The 14,460-nt window shown below is 69.2% G+C and carries 15 protein-coding genes and 1 pseudogene; 9 read left to right on the forward strand and 7 right to left on the reverse strand.

What is annotated here, in order from left to right; genetic code table 11:
• Positions 1 to 21 precede the first annotated feature (21 nt).
• The 3 genes and pseudogenes from ACZ470_RS25210 to ACZ470_RS25220 form a co-directional block, all read left to right on the forward strand.
• Entirely contained in the window at positions 22 to 552 is a 531-nt protein-coding gene (locus ACZ470_RS25210) for a carboxymuconolactone decarboxylase family protein (protein WP_468430660.1), read from the forward strand.
• 81 nt (positions 553 to 633) lie between these two features.
• Positions 634 to 1,908 carry an MFS transporter gene (locus tag ACZ470_RS25215; RefSeq protein WP_468430662.1) on the forward strand — a complete coding sequence of 425 codons (1,275 nt, stop codon included), beginning with the start codon at positions 634 to 636 and terminating at the stop codon, positions 1,906 to 1,908.
• A 242-nt stretch (positions 1,909 to 2,150) separates the two neighbouring features.
• Positions 2,151 to 2,558, forward strand: a pseudogene (locus tag ACZ470_RS25220) (MFS transporter); the annotation flags it as partial.
• A 134-nt stretch (positions 2,559 to 2,692) separates the two neighbouring features.
• On the opposite strand, the gene ACZ470_RS25225 reads toward ACZ470_RS25220, so the two are convergent.
• The 3 genes from ACZ470_RS25225 to ACZ470_RS25235 form a co-directional block, all read right to left on the reverse strand.
• Positions 2,693 to 2,899 (reverse strand): hypothetical protein, encoded by a 207-nt coding sequence (locus tag ACZ470_RS25225; protein WP_468430664.1) that lies wholly within the window; start codon positions 2,897 to 2,899, stop codon positions 2,693 to 2,695.
• 533 nt (positions 2,900 to 3,432) lie between these two features.
• Positions 3,433 to 3,678 (reverse strand): DUF2933 domain-containing protein, encoded by a 246-nt coding sequence (locus tag ACZ470_RS25230; RefSeq protein WP_468430666.1) that lies wholly within the window; start codon positions 3,676 to 3,678, stop codon positions 3,433 to 3,435.
• A gap of 51 nt (positions 3,679 to 3,729) precedes the next feature.
• Complete coding sequence (locus tag ACZ470_RS25235) at positions 3,730 to 3,990, reverse strand: SHOCT domain-containing protein (RefSeq protein WP_468430668.1); 261 nt, start codon at positions 3,988 to 3,990, stop codon at positions 3,730 to 3,732.
• A gap of 194 nt (positions 3,991 to 4,184) precedes the next feature.
• Between ACZ470_RS25235 and ACZ470_RS25240 the strand changes: the two genes are divergently transcribed.
• Both ACZ470_RS25240 and ACZ470_RS25245 read left to right on the forward strand, forming a co-directional pair.
• Positions 4,185 to 4,544 (forward strand): YHS domain-containing protein, encoded by a 360-nt coding sequence (locus tag ACZ470_RS25240; protein ID WP_468430670.1) that lies wholly within the window; start codon positions 4,185 to 4,187, stop codon positions 4,542 to 4,544.
• Between the two features lie 130 nt (positions 4,545 to 4,674).
• Positions 4,675 to 4,875: a metal-sensing transcriptional repressor gene (locus ACZ470_RS25245; protein WP_468430672.1), complete on the forward strand. Its 201-nt coding sequence runs from the start codon at positions 4,675 to 4,677 to the stop codon at positions 4,873 to 4,875.
• A gap of 98 nt (positions 4,876 to 4,973) precedes the next feature.
• Here the strand turns inward: ACZ470_RS25245 and ACZ470_RS25250 are convergent, their stop codons facing one another.
• From ACZ470_RS25250 to ACZ470_RS25260, 3 genes are all read right to left on the reverse strand, one after another.
• On the reverse strand, positions 4,974 to 5,291 hold the full coding sequence (locus ACZ470_RS25250) for a metal-sensitive transcriptional regulator (protein WP_468430737.1): 318 nt from the start codon (positions 5,289 to 5,291) through the stop codon (positions 4,974 to 4,976).
• The gene (locus tag ACZ470_RS25255; RefSeq protein WP_468430674.1) at positions 5,288 to 7,552 is read right to left on the reverse strand and encodes a heavy metal translocating P-type ATPase; all 2,265 of its coding nucleotides are present in this window, start codon (positions 7,550 to 7,552) and stop codon (positions 5,288 to 5,290) included. The genes ACZ470_RS25250 and ACZ470_RS25255 overlap by 4 nt, the downstream gene beginning before the upstream one ends.
• Positions 7,553 to 7,638: 86 nt before the next feature.
• Positions 7,639 to 7,911 carry a heavy-metal-associated domain-containing protein gene (locus ACZ470_RS25260; RefSeq protein ID WP_468430676.1) on the reverse strand — a complete coding sequence of 91 codons (273 nt, stop codon included), beginning with the start codon at positions 7,909 to 7,911 and terminating at the stop codon, positions 7,639 to 7,641.
• A 175-nt stretch (positions 7,912 to 8,086) separates the two neighbouring features.
• Between ACZ470_RS25260 and ACZ470_RS25265 the strand changes: the two genes are divergently transcribed.
• The 4 genes from ACZ470_RS25265 (at position 8,087) to ACZ470_RS25280 (ending at position 13,197) form a co-directional block, all read left to right on the forward strand.
• Positions 8,087 to 8,908, forward strand: coding sequence for a hypothetical protein (locus tag ACZ470_RS25265; RefSeq protein WP_468430678.1), 822 nt, complete (start codon positions 8,087 to 8,089; stop codon positions 8,906 to 8,908).
• Between the two features lie 1,455 nt (positions 8,909 to 10,363).
• Positions 10,364 to 11,506, forward strand: coding sequence for a PLP-dependent cysteine synthase family protein (locus tag ACZ470_RS25270; protein ID WP_468430680.1), 1,143 nt, complete (start codon positions 10,364 to 10,366; stop codon positions 11,504 to 11,506).
• A complete protein-coding gene (locus ACZ470_RS25275; protein ID WP_468430682.1) occupies positions 11,506 to 12,804 on the forward strand; it encodes an MFS transporter in 1,299 nt (432 codons plus the stop codon). Before ACZ470_RS25270 ends, ACZ470_RS25275 begins: the two co-directional genes overlap by 1 nt.
• Positions 12,805 to 12,966: 162 nt before the next feature.
• Positions 12,967 to 13,197: a hypothetical protein gene (locus tag ACZ470_RS25280; protein WP_468430684.1), complete on the forward strand. Its 231-nt coding sequence runs from the start codon at positions 12,967 to 12,969 to the stop codon at positions 13,195 to 13,197.
• Positions 13,198 to 13,521: 324 nt separating this feature from the next.
• On the opposite strand, the gene ACZ470_RS25285 is transcribed toward ACZ470_RS25280, so the two are convergent.
• Positions 13,522 to 14,175, reverse strand: coding sequence for a hypothetical protein (locus ACZ470_RS25285; protein WP_468430685.1), 654 nt, complete (start codon positions 14,173 to 14,175; stop codon positions 13,522 to 13,524).
• Positions 14,176 to 14,460 lie beyond the last annotated feature (285 nt).

The following is a 14,460-nucleotide window of genomic DNA, read 5'->3' on the forward strand; positions in this document are numbered from 1 at the left end:
GTCCGCATCGGAAGGAGCGGCATGCCCCGCCTGACCCGACTCACGCCCGACACGGCGGTCGGCGCCTCGCGCGACCTCCTCGCCGACCTGGTCTCCCGCCATGGCCGGATCGGCGACATGGTCTCCACGATGGCGCACTCGCCAGCCGTACTCGGCGGATACCTCCAGCTCAGCCGGGCCATGGGACGAGCGAAACTCGACCGCAGGATCAGCGAACGGATCTCGATCGCCGTCCAGGCCCTGCAGGGCTGCCGGCTGTGCCTCGACGCGCATGTCAGTGCCGCCCGCGCCATGGGAGTGGACGAGGAAGAGATCGAGCGAGCCCACGCGGGCACCTCGGCCGATCCCGCGATCGCGGCGATCATCACCCTCGCCGTCCAGATCTATCGCGAACCGACGTCGATCACCGACGAACAGGTCATCGCGCTGCGGCAGCACGGCTACAGCGACCGGGCGATAGCCGATGTCGTCGGCGTCGTCGCGCTCAACATCCTCACCGGCGCCTTCAACCTGCTCGCCGGCCTCACACCGGAGAGCGACACCGGTGCCTAGAGACATCCCCGCCTGTACTCGCGGGGCACGGCCACCAACCCGGGGCCGTGCCCCGCCGCATGGACACGGAAGGAACCCGCCATGCGTCTCTTCGCCATCCGCGACTACCGCCGGCTGTTCGGCGCCCAGGTCATCGCCCTGTTCGGTACAGGGCTGACCACAGTGGCCCTCGGACTGCTCGCCTACGACCTCGCCGGCCCGCGCGCCGGCATGGTCCTCGGTACCGCCCTGACCATCAAGATGGTCCTGTACGTGGTCATAGCCCCGCTGGCTGCCGCGTACGTGGACCGGCTTCCCAGGAGAACGCTCCTGGTCCTCCTCGACGTTGTCCGCGGTGCGGTGGTCCTGGCTCTGCCGCTGGTCACCGAGGTCTGGCACGTCTACGTCCTGATCGGCCTGCTCCAGGCAGGCTCCGCGGCGTTCACCCCGACGTTCCAGGCCGTCATCCCCGACGTCGTCACCGACGAGTCCGACTACACGCGAGCCCTGTCCGCCTCCCAGGTCGCCTCCACCATGGAGAGTCTGCTCAGCCCAGTGCTTGCAGCCGTCGCCCTGACGTTCATGAGCTTCAACCGGCTGTTCCTGGGCACCTCCGCCGGATTCCTCATCTCCGCCCTGCTCGTCCTGTCGGCGCGCATCCCCGACGCCCGCCCCAGTGCCCACACCAAGGCGTGGGACAAAGCGGCAGCGGGGATCAAAACCTTCCTCAGGACGCCGCGGCTGCGCGGCGTCATGGCGCTCAACCTCGTGGTCGCGGCGGCCGGGTCGATCGTCGTCGTCAACACCGTCAACCACGTCCGTGACGAGCTCGGCGGCTCGCAGTCGGACGTCGCCCGGATGCTTGCCGCCTCCGGGGCCGGAACCCTCCTGGCCGCCCTCGTACTTCCCCGCGTCCTGGACCGGATCACTGCCCGCACCGTCATGCTGACCGGCGCCGGAGTCCTCGTCGGTGGCACGACCGCCGCGGTGACGCTCATCGCGGCCGGTCTCACCACCTGGACCGGTACGGCGATCATCTGGACCGTGATCGGCATCGGCATGGCGCTGATCATCACACCGACCGGCAAGGTCCTGCGCGCCTCCGTCGGACGGAACGCGCTCCCCGAGGCATTCGCGGCCCAGTTCTCCCTCTCCCACCTGGCCTGGCTGATCACCTATCCCGTCGCGGGGTGGCTCGGCACGAGCGCCGGCTTCACCATCGCCTGGTCCGTCCTCGCGGTCCTTGCCGGGGCAGGAGCGATCGGTGCCCTCCTCCTCTGGCCGCGCCACGGCGTACCAGGAGCCGGGACCAGTCCCGCGACACCCGTCAGGTACGCGCCCGGCAAGGACCGGTCCAGCCTGGCCAAGGCCGCGTGAAGAGGAGTCGGGTACAGCGCTCCGACTGTCTGCCTCGTGCAGAGTACGTGCGGTCGGCCAGCAATACACCGAGAAGGGGCTGTGGCTGCCATCCCGCTCCGCGCGGGCAGAGGCCACAGCCTTCTTGTGTGGGGTCCGCACGGGAAAGGACACAACGGCGGGAGCAGTCAGTTCCAGGCGGATCCGTGCCGGTGGTTGTGCCTTCAGTGTGTGTTGAACACCCGTAGACCGGCGGAGCCGTATCAGTCGAGCCCACCGGCACCTTCGTGGTCGATGTCCTGCCCGCGTCGCTGGTCGCCGCGCTCGGCATGTCGCTCGCCTACATCCCGGCGATGATGGCCGCCATGTCCGGCGCCCCGCAGGAACAGGCGGGCCTGGCTTCCGGCATCGTGAACACCACCTATCAGGTCGGCTCCGCGCTGGGTCTCGCCGCGCTGACCGCGGTGGCCACGTCACAGGGCGCCGGCCAACTGGGCAACCTCCCCGCACTGACGGACGGCTTCAGCGCGGCGTTCGTCTGGGCGGCCGCGATCGCCGCGGTGGGCGGCATTGCCACCCTGCTGGTCATGCGTGGCGACAAGGCGGCAATGGCGGTAGCACAGCCGGCCGCGGCTGCTTCCGAGACGCGAGGGGAGAAGACCGGCGTATAAGGCCCGGGGGCAACCCACCAGGAACGGCAGGCCAGAAAACCATCGAAGGGCCGTCCGTCGCGGGGAAAACCGGCGACGGACGGCCCTTTCATGAGGTGGGATGTGTGTCTGCCTTCGCCCGGCCGCGTCGCGGGTCACCGCGGCCCTCCTGCCCTGCCGTCGTTCCGGTCGGGGGTGTCGCGCAGGGTGTCGGCGACGGCCGATGTCAGGCCGGCGGCGAGGGTGGTAGCGCCCCACAGGCCCCAGGCGGCTGCGGGCGCGTCGGCGGCCAGAAGCCCGGGGAGGGCGAGCACCGCAGCCACCGGCAGAGCGATCGCCAGATACCTCGGCGCACCGCCCACGACATTCTTCGCTGCGGGCCAGCCGGAGGTACATGTACACCAGAACCGGGAACATGGTCGGGACGGTCGGCCATGGCAGCGGGAAGCCGATCTCGTGCTGGGCGGCTTCGTGCAGGCCCTTCCAGGTGGTGGCGATCAGCCAGAATCCGGTACCGATGGCGACAGAGCGGGCCAGGTGGCAGGGGCTCACGTGTGGATCGCCGGACCAGCCGGTCAGGTCGTTCCACAGGTGGCCGCCGGCGTGGGCGTCCTTCAGCAGGGGGAAACCGGAGCCGAGCCGATTGCCCAGCAGGTTGACGGTCAGCGGGATGCCGTACATCTCGGTGAAAGGGCAACGAGGAACGCGCGCTGTAGGCGCCCATCGCACGCCATTCTCGCTGCGTCCTGGGGTGGAAGAAGCCGGCCGAGAACACCACGAGGAGCAGGGCGTTGAGGACCACCAGCGGCCACAGGCCGTGTGCGGCGTCAGCCATGGAGTCCTCCCACGGTTGTGCCCCGGCGGGCGGCGGTGCGCCGTCCGTGAGCGAGCGTGCTCATGCGGCGCTGGTAGGCGGTCGACCGGAGTGATGGTCGTGCTTGTGCAGCGGGTCCTTGGCCCGGTCCGCAGGACGCTGATCGTCGTGGCCGCCGTGCATGCCGCGCATCATGAAGAACATCATCAGCGGGCAGGCAGCCACGAGGACCAGCCAGACCAGGGTTTCCGGCGACGCGCCGACCATCAGGACGCCGACGACGACGATCGCGGCTGCGAGCATGCCGTAGTTGCGCTTGTCGTTCATCACGAGCCTCCTTCAAAGGAGGGCAGGGGCCGCAGCGAGTGCGGTCGTTGCTCAGGTTTTGGTGAGGGGGCCGACGTGCATTGCAGTCAGGCGGCGCCGGTACTCCTCTTCATCGATCTCCCCGCGGGCCAGACGCTCACGGAGGATGTCTTCCGGTGCGGGTGCGGCTGAGGTGTGCGTGTGTTCGTGCGGCTGATTCAGAGCGCGGAACAGCAGCACCGCGAGGATGATGATCAGCGCCCAGAACACGATCATGCCGGCCGACATCGCGAACCAGCCCCAACCGCTGACTTCATGGCCGTACCAGAACATGGCCCTTCACCTGCTTCGGCAAGTACCCGAGCCGGGCACCCAGGGTTCCTCGCCTTTCACCTGCATGTTCTCTCTTGTCTATGCCGCGGTCTGGGGCCGGACAGCCCATGCTCATGGGCCGTTCAGCCCCTACCTGGTAGGCGTCTCGAGGCACACGTTGGAGAGTGAGGTCCGAACAGGGAGGCGAGCAGCTCATGAGTGCCTTCGACTGCGTTGTGATCCTTTCCGCCTCCCAGCCGCTGCCCGATGTCCGACCGGCGCCCGTCCAGCCCCGCGTGGAGCGCGCTGCGGACCGGGCCCCGGCCAGCAGCACGGCAACCATTTCTGGCCATGGGCGCCACGACGCTGCCTCCCATGGCGGCAGCGACAGCACGGTGGTGGACCCGGTATGCGGCGTGCAGTTGGACAAGGTGACCGCCGCCGAACACCGCCAAACCAAGGACGGCACCTACCACTTCTGCTCCGCTCATTGCGTCGGCGCATTCGACGCCGACCCACACCGCTACGCCGCCCCGACAACCGGCGGTACGAGCGGGGGAGGCGAACCCCGATGACCACTGTTCCAGCCACCACACAAGACGCGCATGATCAGTTTGCGCAGGCCCTCGGTCACACGCCGACCACAAGGCCGACCACCTGGCCCGCCTGAATAGGATCGAGGGCCAGATACGTGGCATCTCCCGCATGGTCACCGGCGACCGCGACTGCGTCGACGTCCTCACCCAGATCAGCGCCGCCACGCGGGCCCTGCAGCAAGTCGCCGTGGGCCTGCTCGACGACCGTGTACGCCGCTGCGTCACCGACTCCGCCCGCACCGACACCGGTCATGCCGAGGGGAAGTTCACCCGACTTACCGACGTCCTGCACCGCACCCTGCACCTGTGACCACTACTTGCCATGGCACCGCTGGGCAAGGCCGGCGAGAGCAGGCACAACAGATCCGGGCCGGGGCGGTTCAACCGCCCGGGCCCGGAAGCTCGGTTTCAGGCCGCCCGTACGAGCCGCGCGACGGCCTGGGATGCCTCGCCGACCTTCGCCTGGGCCTGGTCGCCGCCCCCCACGATGGCTTCTGTGACGCAGCCGTTGAGGTGCTCCTCCAGGAGGGTGAGGGCGCACGACTGGAGCGCGGCGTTGGTGGCGGCGACCTGGGTGAGGACGTCGATGCAGTAGGCGTCCTCCTCGACCATGCGCTGCAGCCCTCGCACCTGGCCCTCGATCCGGCGCAGCCGTCGGACGATGTCGCTCTTTCGGCCTTGGAATCCGGTCACGATGGCCTCCCTCTCCTTGTTGGCCCGTTTCAGCGGTCGGTGGGCTGGAAGCCGCGCAGGCGCAGGCTGTTGCCGACGACGAAGACCGAGGAGAAGGCCATGGCCGCTCCGGCGATCATCGGGTTGAGCAGGCCGGCCGCGGCGAGCGGCAGTGCGGCGACGTTGTAGGCGAAGGCCCAGAAGAGGTTGGACCGGATGGTGCCCAGTGTCTTGCGGGAGAGACGGATGGCGTCCGCCGCGGCCCTCAAGTCACCCCGCACGAGCGTCAGGTCGCCCGCCTCGATCGCCGCGTCCGTACCCGTACCCATCGCCAGCCCCAGGTCGGCCTGGGCCAGCGCGGCCGCGTCGTTGACACCGTCGCCGACCATGGCGACCGAACGTCCCTCGCCCTGGAGGCGCTGGACCACGTCGACCTTGTCCTGCGGCAGGACTTCGGCGATCACGTGCTCGGGTGCGATGCCCACCTCGGCGGCGACCGCCTCGGCGACCGCCTTGTTGTCACCGGTCAGCAGGATGGGCGTCAGACCGAGGGCGCGCAGCCGCTTGATGGCCTCCGGGCTGGTCTCCTTGATGGCGTCCGCGACCTCGAGGACCGCGCGGGCCTCGCCGTCCCAGGCGACCGCGATGGCGGTACGTCCCGCCGCCTCGGCTTCGGCCTTGGCCTGCCGGAGCTTGTCCGGCAGGGAGATGACCCACTCGTCCAGTAGCTTCTCCCGGCCGACGAGGACCGCGTGGCCCTCGACGACGCCCTGGACACCGAGGCCGGCGATGTTCGCGAAATCCTCCGGGGCGGGCAGGGTGCCGACCCGGGCGGAGGCGCCGGAGGCGACGGCCTGGGCGATGGGGTGCTCGGAGGCGTGCTCCAGTGCGCCCGCGAGGCGCAGGACCTCGTCCTCGTCCGTGCTGTCGGCGGTGTGGACGTCGAGCAGGGTCATGCGGCCGGTGGTGACGGTGCCGGTCTTGTCCAGGACGATGGTGTCGACCTTGCGGGTCGTCTCCAGGACCTCGGGGCCCTTGATGAGGATGCCGAGCTGGGCGCCACGTCCGGTGCCGACCATGAGGGCGGTCGGCGTGGCCAGGCCCAGGGCGCACGGGCAGGCGATGATCAGTACGGCCACCGCTGCGGTGAAGGCGGCGGTCAGGCCCGCGCCGTTGCCGAGCCAGAAGCCCAGGGTGCCGAGCGCCAGGGCGATCACGACCGGGACGAACACCGCGGAGATCCTGTCGGCGAGCCGCTGGGCGGCGGCCTTGCCGTTCTGTGCGTCCTCCACCAGTTTCGCCATGCGGGCGAGCTGGGTGTCGGCGCCGATCCGGGTGGCCTCGACAACCAGACGCCCGCCGGCGTTCAGCGTCGCCCCGGTGACGGCGTCCCCGGTGCCGACCTCGACCGGCACGGATTCGCCGGTGAGCATCGAGGCGTCCACGGCGGAGGCCCCCTCGACCACCACGCCGTCGGTGGCGATCTTCTCGCCGGGGCGTACGAGGAACCGGTCCCCGACCTTCAGATCACCGACGGGGATGAGTTCCTCGCCGCCGTCACGCAGCAGCGTGACCTCCTTGGCGCCCAGCTCCAGCAGGGCCTTCAGCGCTGCCCCCGCCTTCCGCTTGGACCGTGCCTCGAAGTATCTCCCGGCCAGGATGAAGGCCGTGACGCCCGCCGCGGCTTCGAGGTAGATGTTCCCGGCGCCGTCGCTGCGGGCGATGGTCAGCTCGAAGGGGTGCGTCATGCCGGGTGTTCCGGCCGTACCGAAGAACAGCGCCCACAGCGACCACAGGAATGCAGCCGACGTACCGACGGAGATCAGCGTGTCCATGGTGGCCGCGCCGTGCTTGGCGTTGGTCCAGGCGGCCTTGTGGAACGGCCAGGCGGCATACGTCACCACGGGTGCCGCCAACGTGAGCGAGAGCCACTGCCAGTACTCGAACTGCAACGCCGGGATCATGGCCATCGCGATCACCGGCACGGCCAGGACCACGGCGGCCGTCAGCCGCTGGCGCAGTGGCTGTAGTTCGTCGCCCTCCTCGTGGGCGGTGCCGCCGTCGGCTTCCGGCTCAGTGCGTACGGGCTCGGGTTCGCGCGCCGTGTATCCGGTGGCCTCGACCGTGGCTATCAGGTCGGGGACAGTAACCTCCTCTCGGTAGGTGATCTTGGCCTTCTCGGTCGCGTAGTTGACGGTGGCCTCGACCCCGTCCATGCGGTTGAGCTTCTTCTCGATGCGGGCGGCGCACGAGGCGCAGGTCATGCCGCCGATGGCCAGTTCGACCTCGGCGGCACCGGGCGTGGTGGTGGTCATGTCTGCTCCTCGGAACTCAGGCGCGATGTGCGGCGGATGGGCCAGGGGGCCGCGAAGAGAGCGCGGCCCCCTGGCCGGCACGTGGGTCAGGCGGCCACGCTGCCGGCGAAGTCGTAGCCGGCCTCGTCGACGGTCTTGGCGATCAGTGCCTCGAGTGCCTCGTCGGGCTCGGTGGCGGTCGTCACGGTGACCAGACCGGTGCCGATCTCGACGTTGACCGCGGTGATCTCGTCAAGGCCGCCCACGGCGTCCGAGACAACGCCCTGGCAGTGGGCGCTGCCGACGCCGTCGACCTTGTAGGTGGTCGTGACCTGCGTGCTGCTGTGGCAGCTTCCGTCAGGAGTGCAGCAGTTCGACATGGGCTTCTCCAGAGCTGGTGAGTAGATACCCCTCGGGGGTATAGGCGACGGCTTCATGTATACCCCCTACCCGTACCTGTCGCAAGGGGTGATCGTGGTTGGGCTTTATACCCCCCATGGGTATGTCAACTGCATCGGCCGTGCCTTGAAGCGGCCTGGAGATGAGGAGCCGGCCATGAACACTGGACTGCGGATCACCGCCTTCACCGCCGCTGTCGCTGCGACCTTCGGCACCGCCTATGGCGTGGGTGGAGCGGTCGATGCGATCTCACCCGAACCGAAAAGTGCCGCTCACAGCGGGCCCGAGGGGCATATGGGGGACGGGACCGGCCGAAACGTCACCGTGTACCAGCGTGAACACGGCAAGGAGCTCCACCTGATCCTCGCCTCACGCGACCTCACCGTCTACCGCCATCTCCACCCCGCCCGGGCAGTCGACGGCACCTGGTACATGCCCGTGGAGCTGCCCAAGGCGGGCGGTCACCGCGTCTTCGCGGACTTCAAGCCCCGGGGCGGCGAGGCGCTCACCCTCGGTGCGGACCTTGCGGCGTCCGGGGCGTACGAGCCCGCTGAGCTGCCCGAGCACAACACGACGGCCAGGACCGACGAATACGAGGTGAAAATCGACGGCACCCTGACCCCTGGCAAGGCCAGTGACCTGACGCTGACGGTGGCAAAGGGCGGCAAGCCGGTCCGGGACCTTCAGCCGTACCTGGGCGCCTACGGCCACCTGGTGGCCCTGCGTTCCGGCGACCTCGCCTATCTGCACGTCCACCCCAACGGCGAGCCCGGCGGCGGCAAGACAAAGCCCGGCCCCGAGGTCTCCTTGTCTGCGACGGCGCCCAGTGCCGGCGCGTACCGCCTGTTCCTGGACTTCCAGCACGAGGGCAAGGTCCGTACAGCCGCCTTCACCGTGCATGCGGGTGGCGTGGCGGACGAGTCCGGGCAGCCCTCACAGACCAAGCCCGCCGAGGAGGAGGCTGAGAACGCACACTGAGGCACGCGGCCCTCACCGCTCCAGTGCGAATCCACGCCCCAATCGTGCGTCAGATCGGCTCGGTACAGGCGGTGAGATGGGCGGCGGCCACAGGTTGCCGTCGACGTCGTTGTGACGGCGACCGTGCGTGAGGACGCTCCTTCCGGAGGCTGCCGTGGCACACTCGCCGCAGCAAACAAGCCATTGGTCTGACGAGTTGACCCAGTGTTTCGGGACTGGTGGTCGACCACTGCCAACGAACCGCTAGGATCACGGCATGGTTACGGCTTGCTCGCGTCGGCGCATGGTCGGGTCCCGCTCCGGTGCGGGACCGCTGTTGCGCGTGCTGGCCCTGGCCGTACTCTTGTCCGGCTTCCTCGTGACACACGGCATCCACGTGGAGGGTGTCCAGGGACACCTCTCCACCAGCGCATTCACCTCCGCCGCACTACAGGCCGATGACTTCCACCACGCAGCCGGCGAGCCTGCGCGGCTGTTTGCCGCCGACGCCGACGATCATGGTGGCGGGCATGGAACGTCACACCCTGGCGAGCACTGCGCAACCGGACAGCCTCAGCAGGGTTCTGCTTTGGTGGCTCCCTGCTTTGCAGCGTCGGTTCGCGAATCGACCAGTTCCTACGATGCCGCAACGGTACGCGGGCCAATCGCTGGTAGGCCCATGGACGGTGCGCCCCCCGTGGCTCTGAGAGCGGTCTCCGTGGTGCAGCAGGTCTAGGGGCACAGACTCCTCCAACTGGCCTGCTGGCTGTCACCGGTTCGGCTGGTTTCGCGCGACGAGCGTCCCGTCCCGTGCTCATGATGGGTTCGTCACGTTCGTCGAAGCCGTCCTGCCCCCACCCATGTCTGCGCCTCACTCCGTCCTTGCCGGAGACGTGGCAGCAGCGCGGAGGACCTGTGCCGACACCCACCCGTACGCCCGCGCACGTCCCATGCGGCCCGCCCCTGTGGCATCGACTCGCTTCGGCGGTCCGCGGCACCGTTGTGATGGCGCTCATGCTGTGCGCCGTCATGCATGGCGTGTCTGAGGAGACGCACGAGTCGGTGCCGGTCACGGCCGGGGCCTCGACGATGGCAGCAGGCGACGAACCTCATGGCCCGCACGCCCCCCATGGGGCCGAAGACTGTGCGGCGGACGTGATCGTGCGTACCGCTGCTCAGTCGAGTGAGGATCTTCCCCTCGGCGCGTTGGCCGTCGTCGTACTCCTTGCCGTGTCGTTGTCGCTGGGACGACCCCTAGTACGGCATGAATGCCGTAGACGTCGCAGCACACGCACCGGCCGCCTGGCGCTCGTCCGTACGTCGCGGTGGCGGATCTAGACCACTCGCTCGCAGCCGACCGACTTCGAGGCTGCCGCGTGCCCACGGCCTGAGCGCGGACTCTTGGTCTGCCGTTTGGCCGGACGCGCGAGATGAACCCGCACCCGGTATTCATCGAGCGAGAGTGAACACATAGACATGCAGTCATTGACCAAGCCCGCGGTCGACCCGGGCCGGTCCACCCTGTCCGGGCTGGTGGGCAACACCCCGCTGCTGCGGGTGTCGGAGCCGCTGGCTCCTGCCGGACGTGGTTTCTGGGCGAAGCTCGAAGGGTTCAACCCCGGAGGTATCAAGGACCGTCCGGGCCTGCACATGGTGGAGCGGGCTCGTGCCCGTGGCGACCTGCGGCCCGGTGGCCGGATCATCGAGTCCACCAGCGGAACTCTGGGCCTTGGGCTGGCCCTGGCCGGGATGGTGTATGGCCATCCGGTCACACTGGTCACCGATCCAGGGCTGGAGCTGTCCATGACCCGGCTGCTGACGGCGTACGGCGCCCAGGTCAACGTCGTCTCGGAACCACATCCCACGGGCGGCTGGCAGCAGGCCCGCCGCGAACGTGTTCAGCGGCTGTTGGAGCAACATCCGGACTCCTGGTGCCCCGACCAGTACAACAATCCAGACAACGTCGCCGCCTACACCCCGCTGGCTCTCGAACTCGCTTCCGAGATGGGTCACATCGACGTGTTGGTGTGCAGTGTCGGCACCGGCGGTCATTCCGCGGGTGTCTCCCGCGTCCTGCGACAGCTCTTTCCGGAGCTGACCGTCGTCGGCGTGGACACGACCGGTTCGACGATCTTCGGCCAGCCCGCCCGGCCCCGCCTGATGCGCGGACTGGGCTCCAGCATCTACCCTCGCAACGTCGCCTACGAGAACTTCTCGGAGGTGCACTGGGTGGGCCCGGCCGAGGCGGTGTGGACGTGCCGCCAACTGGCCGCCTCCCACTACGCCACCGGCGGGTGGAGCGTCGGCGCGGTTGCGCTGGTGGCCGGATGGCTGGCCCGGACGATGTCGGCGGACGCACGGATCGTCGCCGTCTTCCCCGACGGCCCGCAGCGTTACCTGGGGACGGTGTACGACGACGACTACTGCACCGCTCACGGCCTGCTGGACTCCCCACCGGCGCTCGAACCGGAGCTGATCGGCCGCCTGGACGAAAAGGAGGTCACCTGCTGGACTCGGTGCACCACCGTGGTCGATCCCCTCACTCTGCGAGGCGCGGAGCACGACGTCCCCGAGGTCGCGCCGGCTGCCGGGTCAGACTCCGCCGAGGAGGGCCGGTGATGGGGCTGCTCACCCAGGTCCGGTCGTACGAAAGCAGCGTCCAGCTGTTGATGGTGAACCAGTTCACGATCAACCTCGGCTTCTACATGCTGATGCCGTACCTGGCCGCACACCTGTCCGGAACGCTGGGCCTGGCCGGCTGGATCGTCGGACTCATCCTCGGCGTACGGAACTTCAGTCAGCAGGGCATGTTCCTGGTCGGCGGAACGCTCGCGGACCGGCTTGGCTACAAGCCGCTGATCGTCGCCGGTTGTGTGCTGCGTACTCTCGGCTTCGCGGCGCTCGGGCTGGTGGATTCGTTGCCCGCGCTGCTGGCCGCGTCTGCGGCAACCGGGCTGGCCGGGGCGCTGTTCAACCCGGCCGTGCGGGCATATCTCGCGGCCGACGCGGGGGAGCGCAGAGTCGAGGCGTTCGCCCTGTTCAACGTGTTCTACCAGGCCGGCATCCTGCTGGGTCCCCTCGTCGGTATGGTCCTGACCGGGGTCGACTTCCGCGTCACCTGCCTCGTGGCGGCCGGGATCTTCGCGCTGCTGAGCGCCGTACAGATCCGCGCGCTACCCGCCCGCCGCGCCGAGGACGGCAAGCGGCAGGAGAGCGACGGCCGTCAGGGAGTGTTCGCCCAGTGGCGCGGCCTCCTCGCCAACCGGCCGTTCTTGCTCTTCTCCGCCGCCATGATCGGCTCGTACGTCCTGTCCTTCCAGGTCTATCTGGCGCTGCCGCTGGAGGTGCGCCGGCTCGGCGGCGACGGGGAGTTCGGCACGGCGGCGGTGGCGGTGCTCTTCGCCGTGTCCGGACTGAGCACCATCATCGGCCAGACGCGGGTGACTGCATGGTGCAAGGCGCGGTACGAGCCCGGGCAGGCGCTCGTGCGCGGACTGGCGGCCATGGGCCTGGCCTACGTGCCCCTGCTGCTTGCCACTGCCGTGCCCGTACCGGAGTCCCGGACCGGGCTGTGGCTGCTCGCGGCGGTTCCGCCGACGCTTGCCGCGCTGCTCCTGGCCATCGGCACGATGATCGCCTACCCCTTCGAGATGGACACCATCGTCCGCCTCTCCGGCGACCGCCTCGTCGCCACCCACTACGGTCTCTACAACACGATCTGTGGCATCGGCATCACCGTTGGGAACCTCGGCACCGGAGCCGCGCTTGACGCCGCCCGTGCGGCCGGAATGCCCGCGCTGCCGTGGATCACGCTTGCCGTGCTGGGTCTGGCGTGCGCCGCTGCCCTGTACGGCCTGCACCGCACCGGCCGACTGGCGGCGCAGCCCGCTTCCGGGCGACTTGCCGCGACCGTCTGACCCACCGGCCCTCCGGCCCAGGGGCGGGGCACTGCCCCGCCCCTGTTGGGCCTGCCTATCTCCGGGAGCTTTCGATGCCCACCCCTATCGTTCCCCTTCCCGAGCGGACCCCGTTGCAGCTCCGGCCCTTCCGGGCGGTGCGCTACGACACGGACCGTGTCGGTGACCCGTCCGAGCTCCTCGCCGCGCCCCGTGACGTATTTCCATGACATACGTCAGGCCATGGTGGCCGTGTCCGCTCCGGGCAGCGGCAGCGCTCTCCTGCTGCCCGTGATCAGTCAGGACACGGTGTGGGAACTGGCCGGTGCCGGAGTGCTGTTGCCCCGGAAGTCCGCCTCGTTCGGCCCCAAGCCGACGGTCGGTCTGGCGATGCGCGTGCTGGGGTTGTCGTAGCGCCGCTCCAGTGCCCTCGACGGGATGGGCCCTATTTGCTCCGTGGGCTGTAGTGGTCCGAGAACCTGTCGACGCCGCTCATGATGATGGCGACCGGTGTCGGCGCCCCACCTCGGGGCCCGGCTCGTCGGCCGGATCGGCAGCCGCCGGCCCCATCACCGCCCTGGGTCTCGTACCGCGAGGCAGACCGCGGCCGACTGGTGGACCACACGTGCACTGACAGGGCCGACCGCCGACCGAGAGCAACCAGCCCGGTTTTCCTCCGTGTGTCGGGAGCCACCAGAGCTCACCCCGTCTGACAGCTCCCGACCGCGTACCCCCGACTCAGTGGCCGTGCCCGTCCTCCGCATGCCCGGCTTCTCCCTCGCTCGCGCCACCTCCGGTGCTTTCGGCGCTGGGTGAGGAGGCGTCGGGAACCTTTGTTCCGGTGTCCTCGGTGTGAGTGTCCCTCGTATGGTCGTCCGTGGTCGCCGTCTCCGCGTCGCTGGTGTTCTCCTCGCCGTGGCTGTGGCCGCCACTGCCGGGCTCCGCGGCCATGTCGGCTGCGATATCGCGCAGCCCGATGAACGCGACCGCTGCGGTGACCAGCACCAGCAGCCCGGTCGGGCCGATGATGCTGCGCCAGCGTGTGGCGTCATAGCGCAGTACATACGCCACGAAGGACAGCGCCAGCCCAAACGGGATCAGCATCGCTGCTCGTTCCGGGAAGTCATCGAAGTGTTGCAGCCCGCCGCTGAGCATGCCGATGCCGAACGACAGTGCCAGCGAGGCCAGCACGATCGCGGCCACCTGCGAGGCGCTGGGCCGCTGCCGCTTGAGGACGAACTCGTTGAGCAAGGTCGCACAGAGGAAGACGCCTGCGCCGACCAGCGCGATCACCGTGTACCGGTCAGGGTCCAGCGGATGGTGTACCACCGCGCCACTGATCAGCCCCGCTCCCACGAACGTTGTGGCATACCCCAGATAGTCACCGATCACTGGTGTCCGCTTCTTCGCCCGCCGACGCGCCCGGCGGCCGCCGGCCGGGGGTGCGGTGTCGGACACGGAGGACCGGCTGCGCCGGGGTGCGGTCTCCGGTTCCAGAGGGGCCGGGTCTCGGGTGGGAGGGGCAGTCGGCTGGCTTGATACGTCTGGGCGGACACGGATACTCGGCTGTTGCGGAGACTGAGGGTGGGGCTGATGGCCGGGCTGCTGCTCGTACTGCTGTGGGTGAGAGGGGTGCGCCTGTGGCTGGGTGGGCATGCCGACATGGTCGGCGAGGTA

Source organism: Streptomyces sp. NPDC031111 (assembly GCF_055570675.1).

Excerpts from the sequence above, each read along its gene's own strand:
- ACZ470_RS25210 (WP_468430660.1), top strand. The coding sequence starts at position 22 with ATGCCCCGCCTGACCCGACTCACGCCCGACACGGCGGTCGGCGCCTCG.
- ACZ470_RS25215 (WP_468430662.1), top strand. The coding sequence starts at position 634 with ATGCGTCTCTTCGCCATCCGCGACTACCGCCGGCTGTTCGGCGCCCAG.
- ACZ470_RS25230 (WP_468430666.1), bottom strand. The coding sequence starts at position 3,678 with ATGAACGACAAGCGCAACTACGGCATGCTCGCAGCCGCGATCGTCGTC.
- ACZ470_RS25235 (WP_468430668.1), bottom strand. The coding sequence starts at position 3,990 with ATGTTCTGGTACGGCCATGAAGTCAGCGGTTGGGGCTGGTTCGCGATG.
- ACZ470_RS25240 (WP_468430670.1), top strand. The coding sequence starts at position 4,185 with ATGAGTGCCTTCGACTGCGTTGTGATCCTTTCCGCCTCCCAGCCGCTG.
- ACZ470_RS25245 (WP_468430672.1), top strand. The coding sequence starts at position 4,675 with ATGGTCACCGGCGACCGCGACTGCGTCGACGTCCTCACCCAGATCAGC.
- ACZ470_RS25255 (WP_468430674.1), bottom strand. The coding sequence starts at position 7,552 with ATGACCACCACCACGCCCGGTGCCGCCGAGGTCGAACTGGCCATCGGC.
- ACZ470_RS25260 (WP_468430676.1), bottom strand. The coding sequence starts at position 7,911 with ATGTCGAACTGCTGCACTCCTGACGGAAGCTGCCACAGCAGCACGCAG.
- ACZ470_RS25265 (WP_468430678.1), top strand. The coding sequence starts at position 8,087 with ATGAACACTGGACTGCGGATCACCGCCTTCACCGCCGCTGTCGCTGCG.
- ACZ470_RS25270 (WP_468430680.1), top strand. The coding sequence starts at position 10,364 with ATGCAGTCATTGACCAAGCCCGCGGTCGACCCGGGCCGGTCCACCCTG.
- ACZ470_RS25275 (WP_468430682.1), top strand. The coding sequence starts at position 11,506 with ATGGGGCTGCTCACCCAGGTCCGGTCGTACGAAAGCAGCGTCCAGCTG.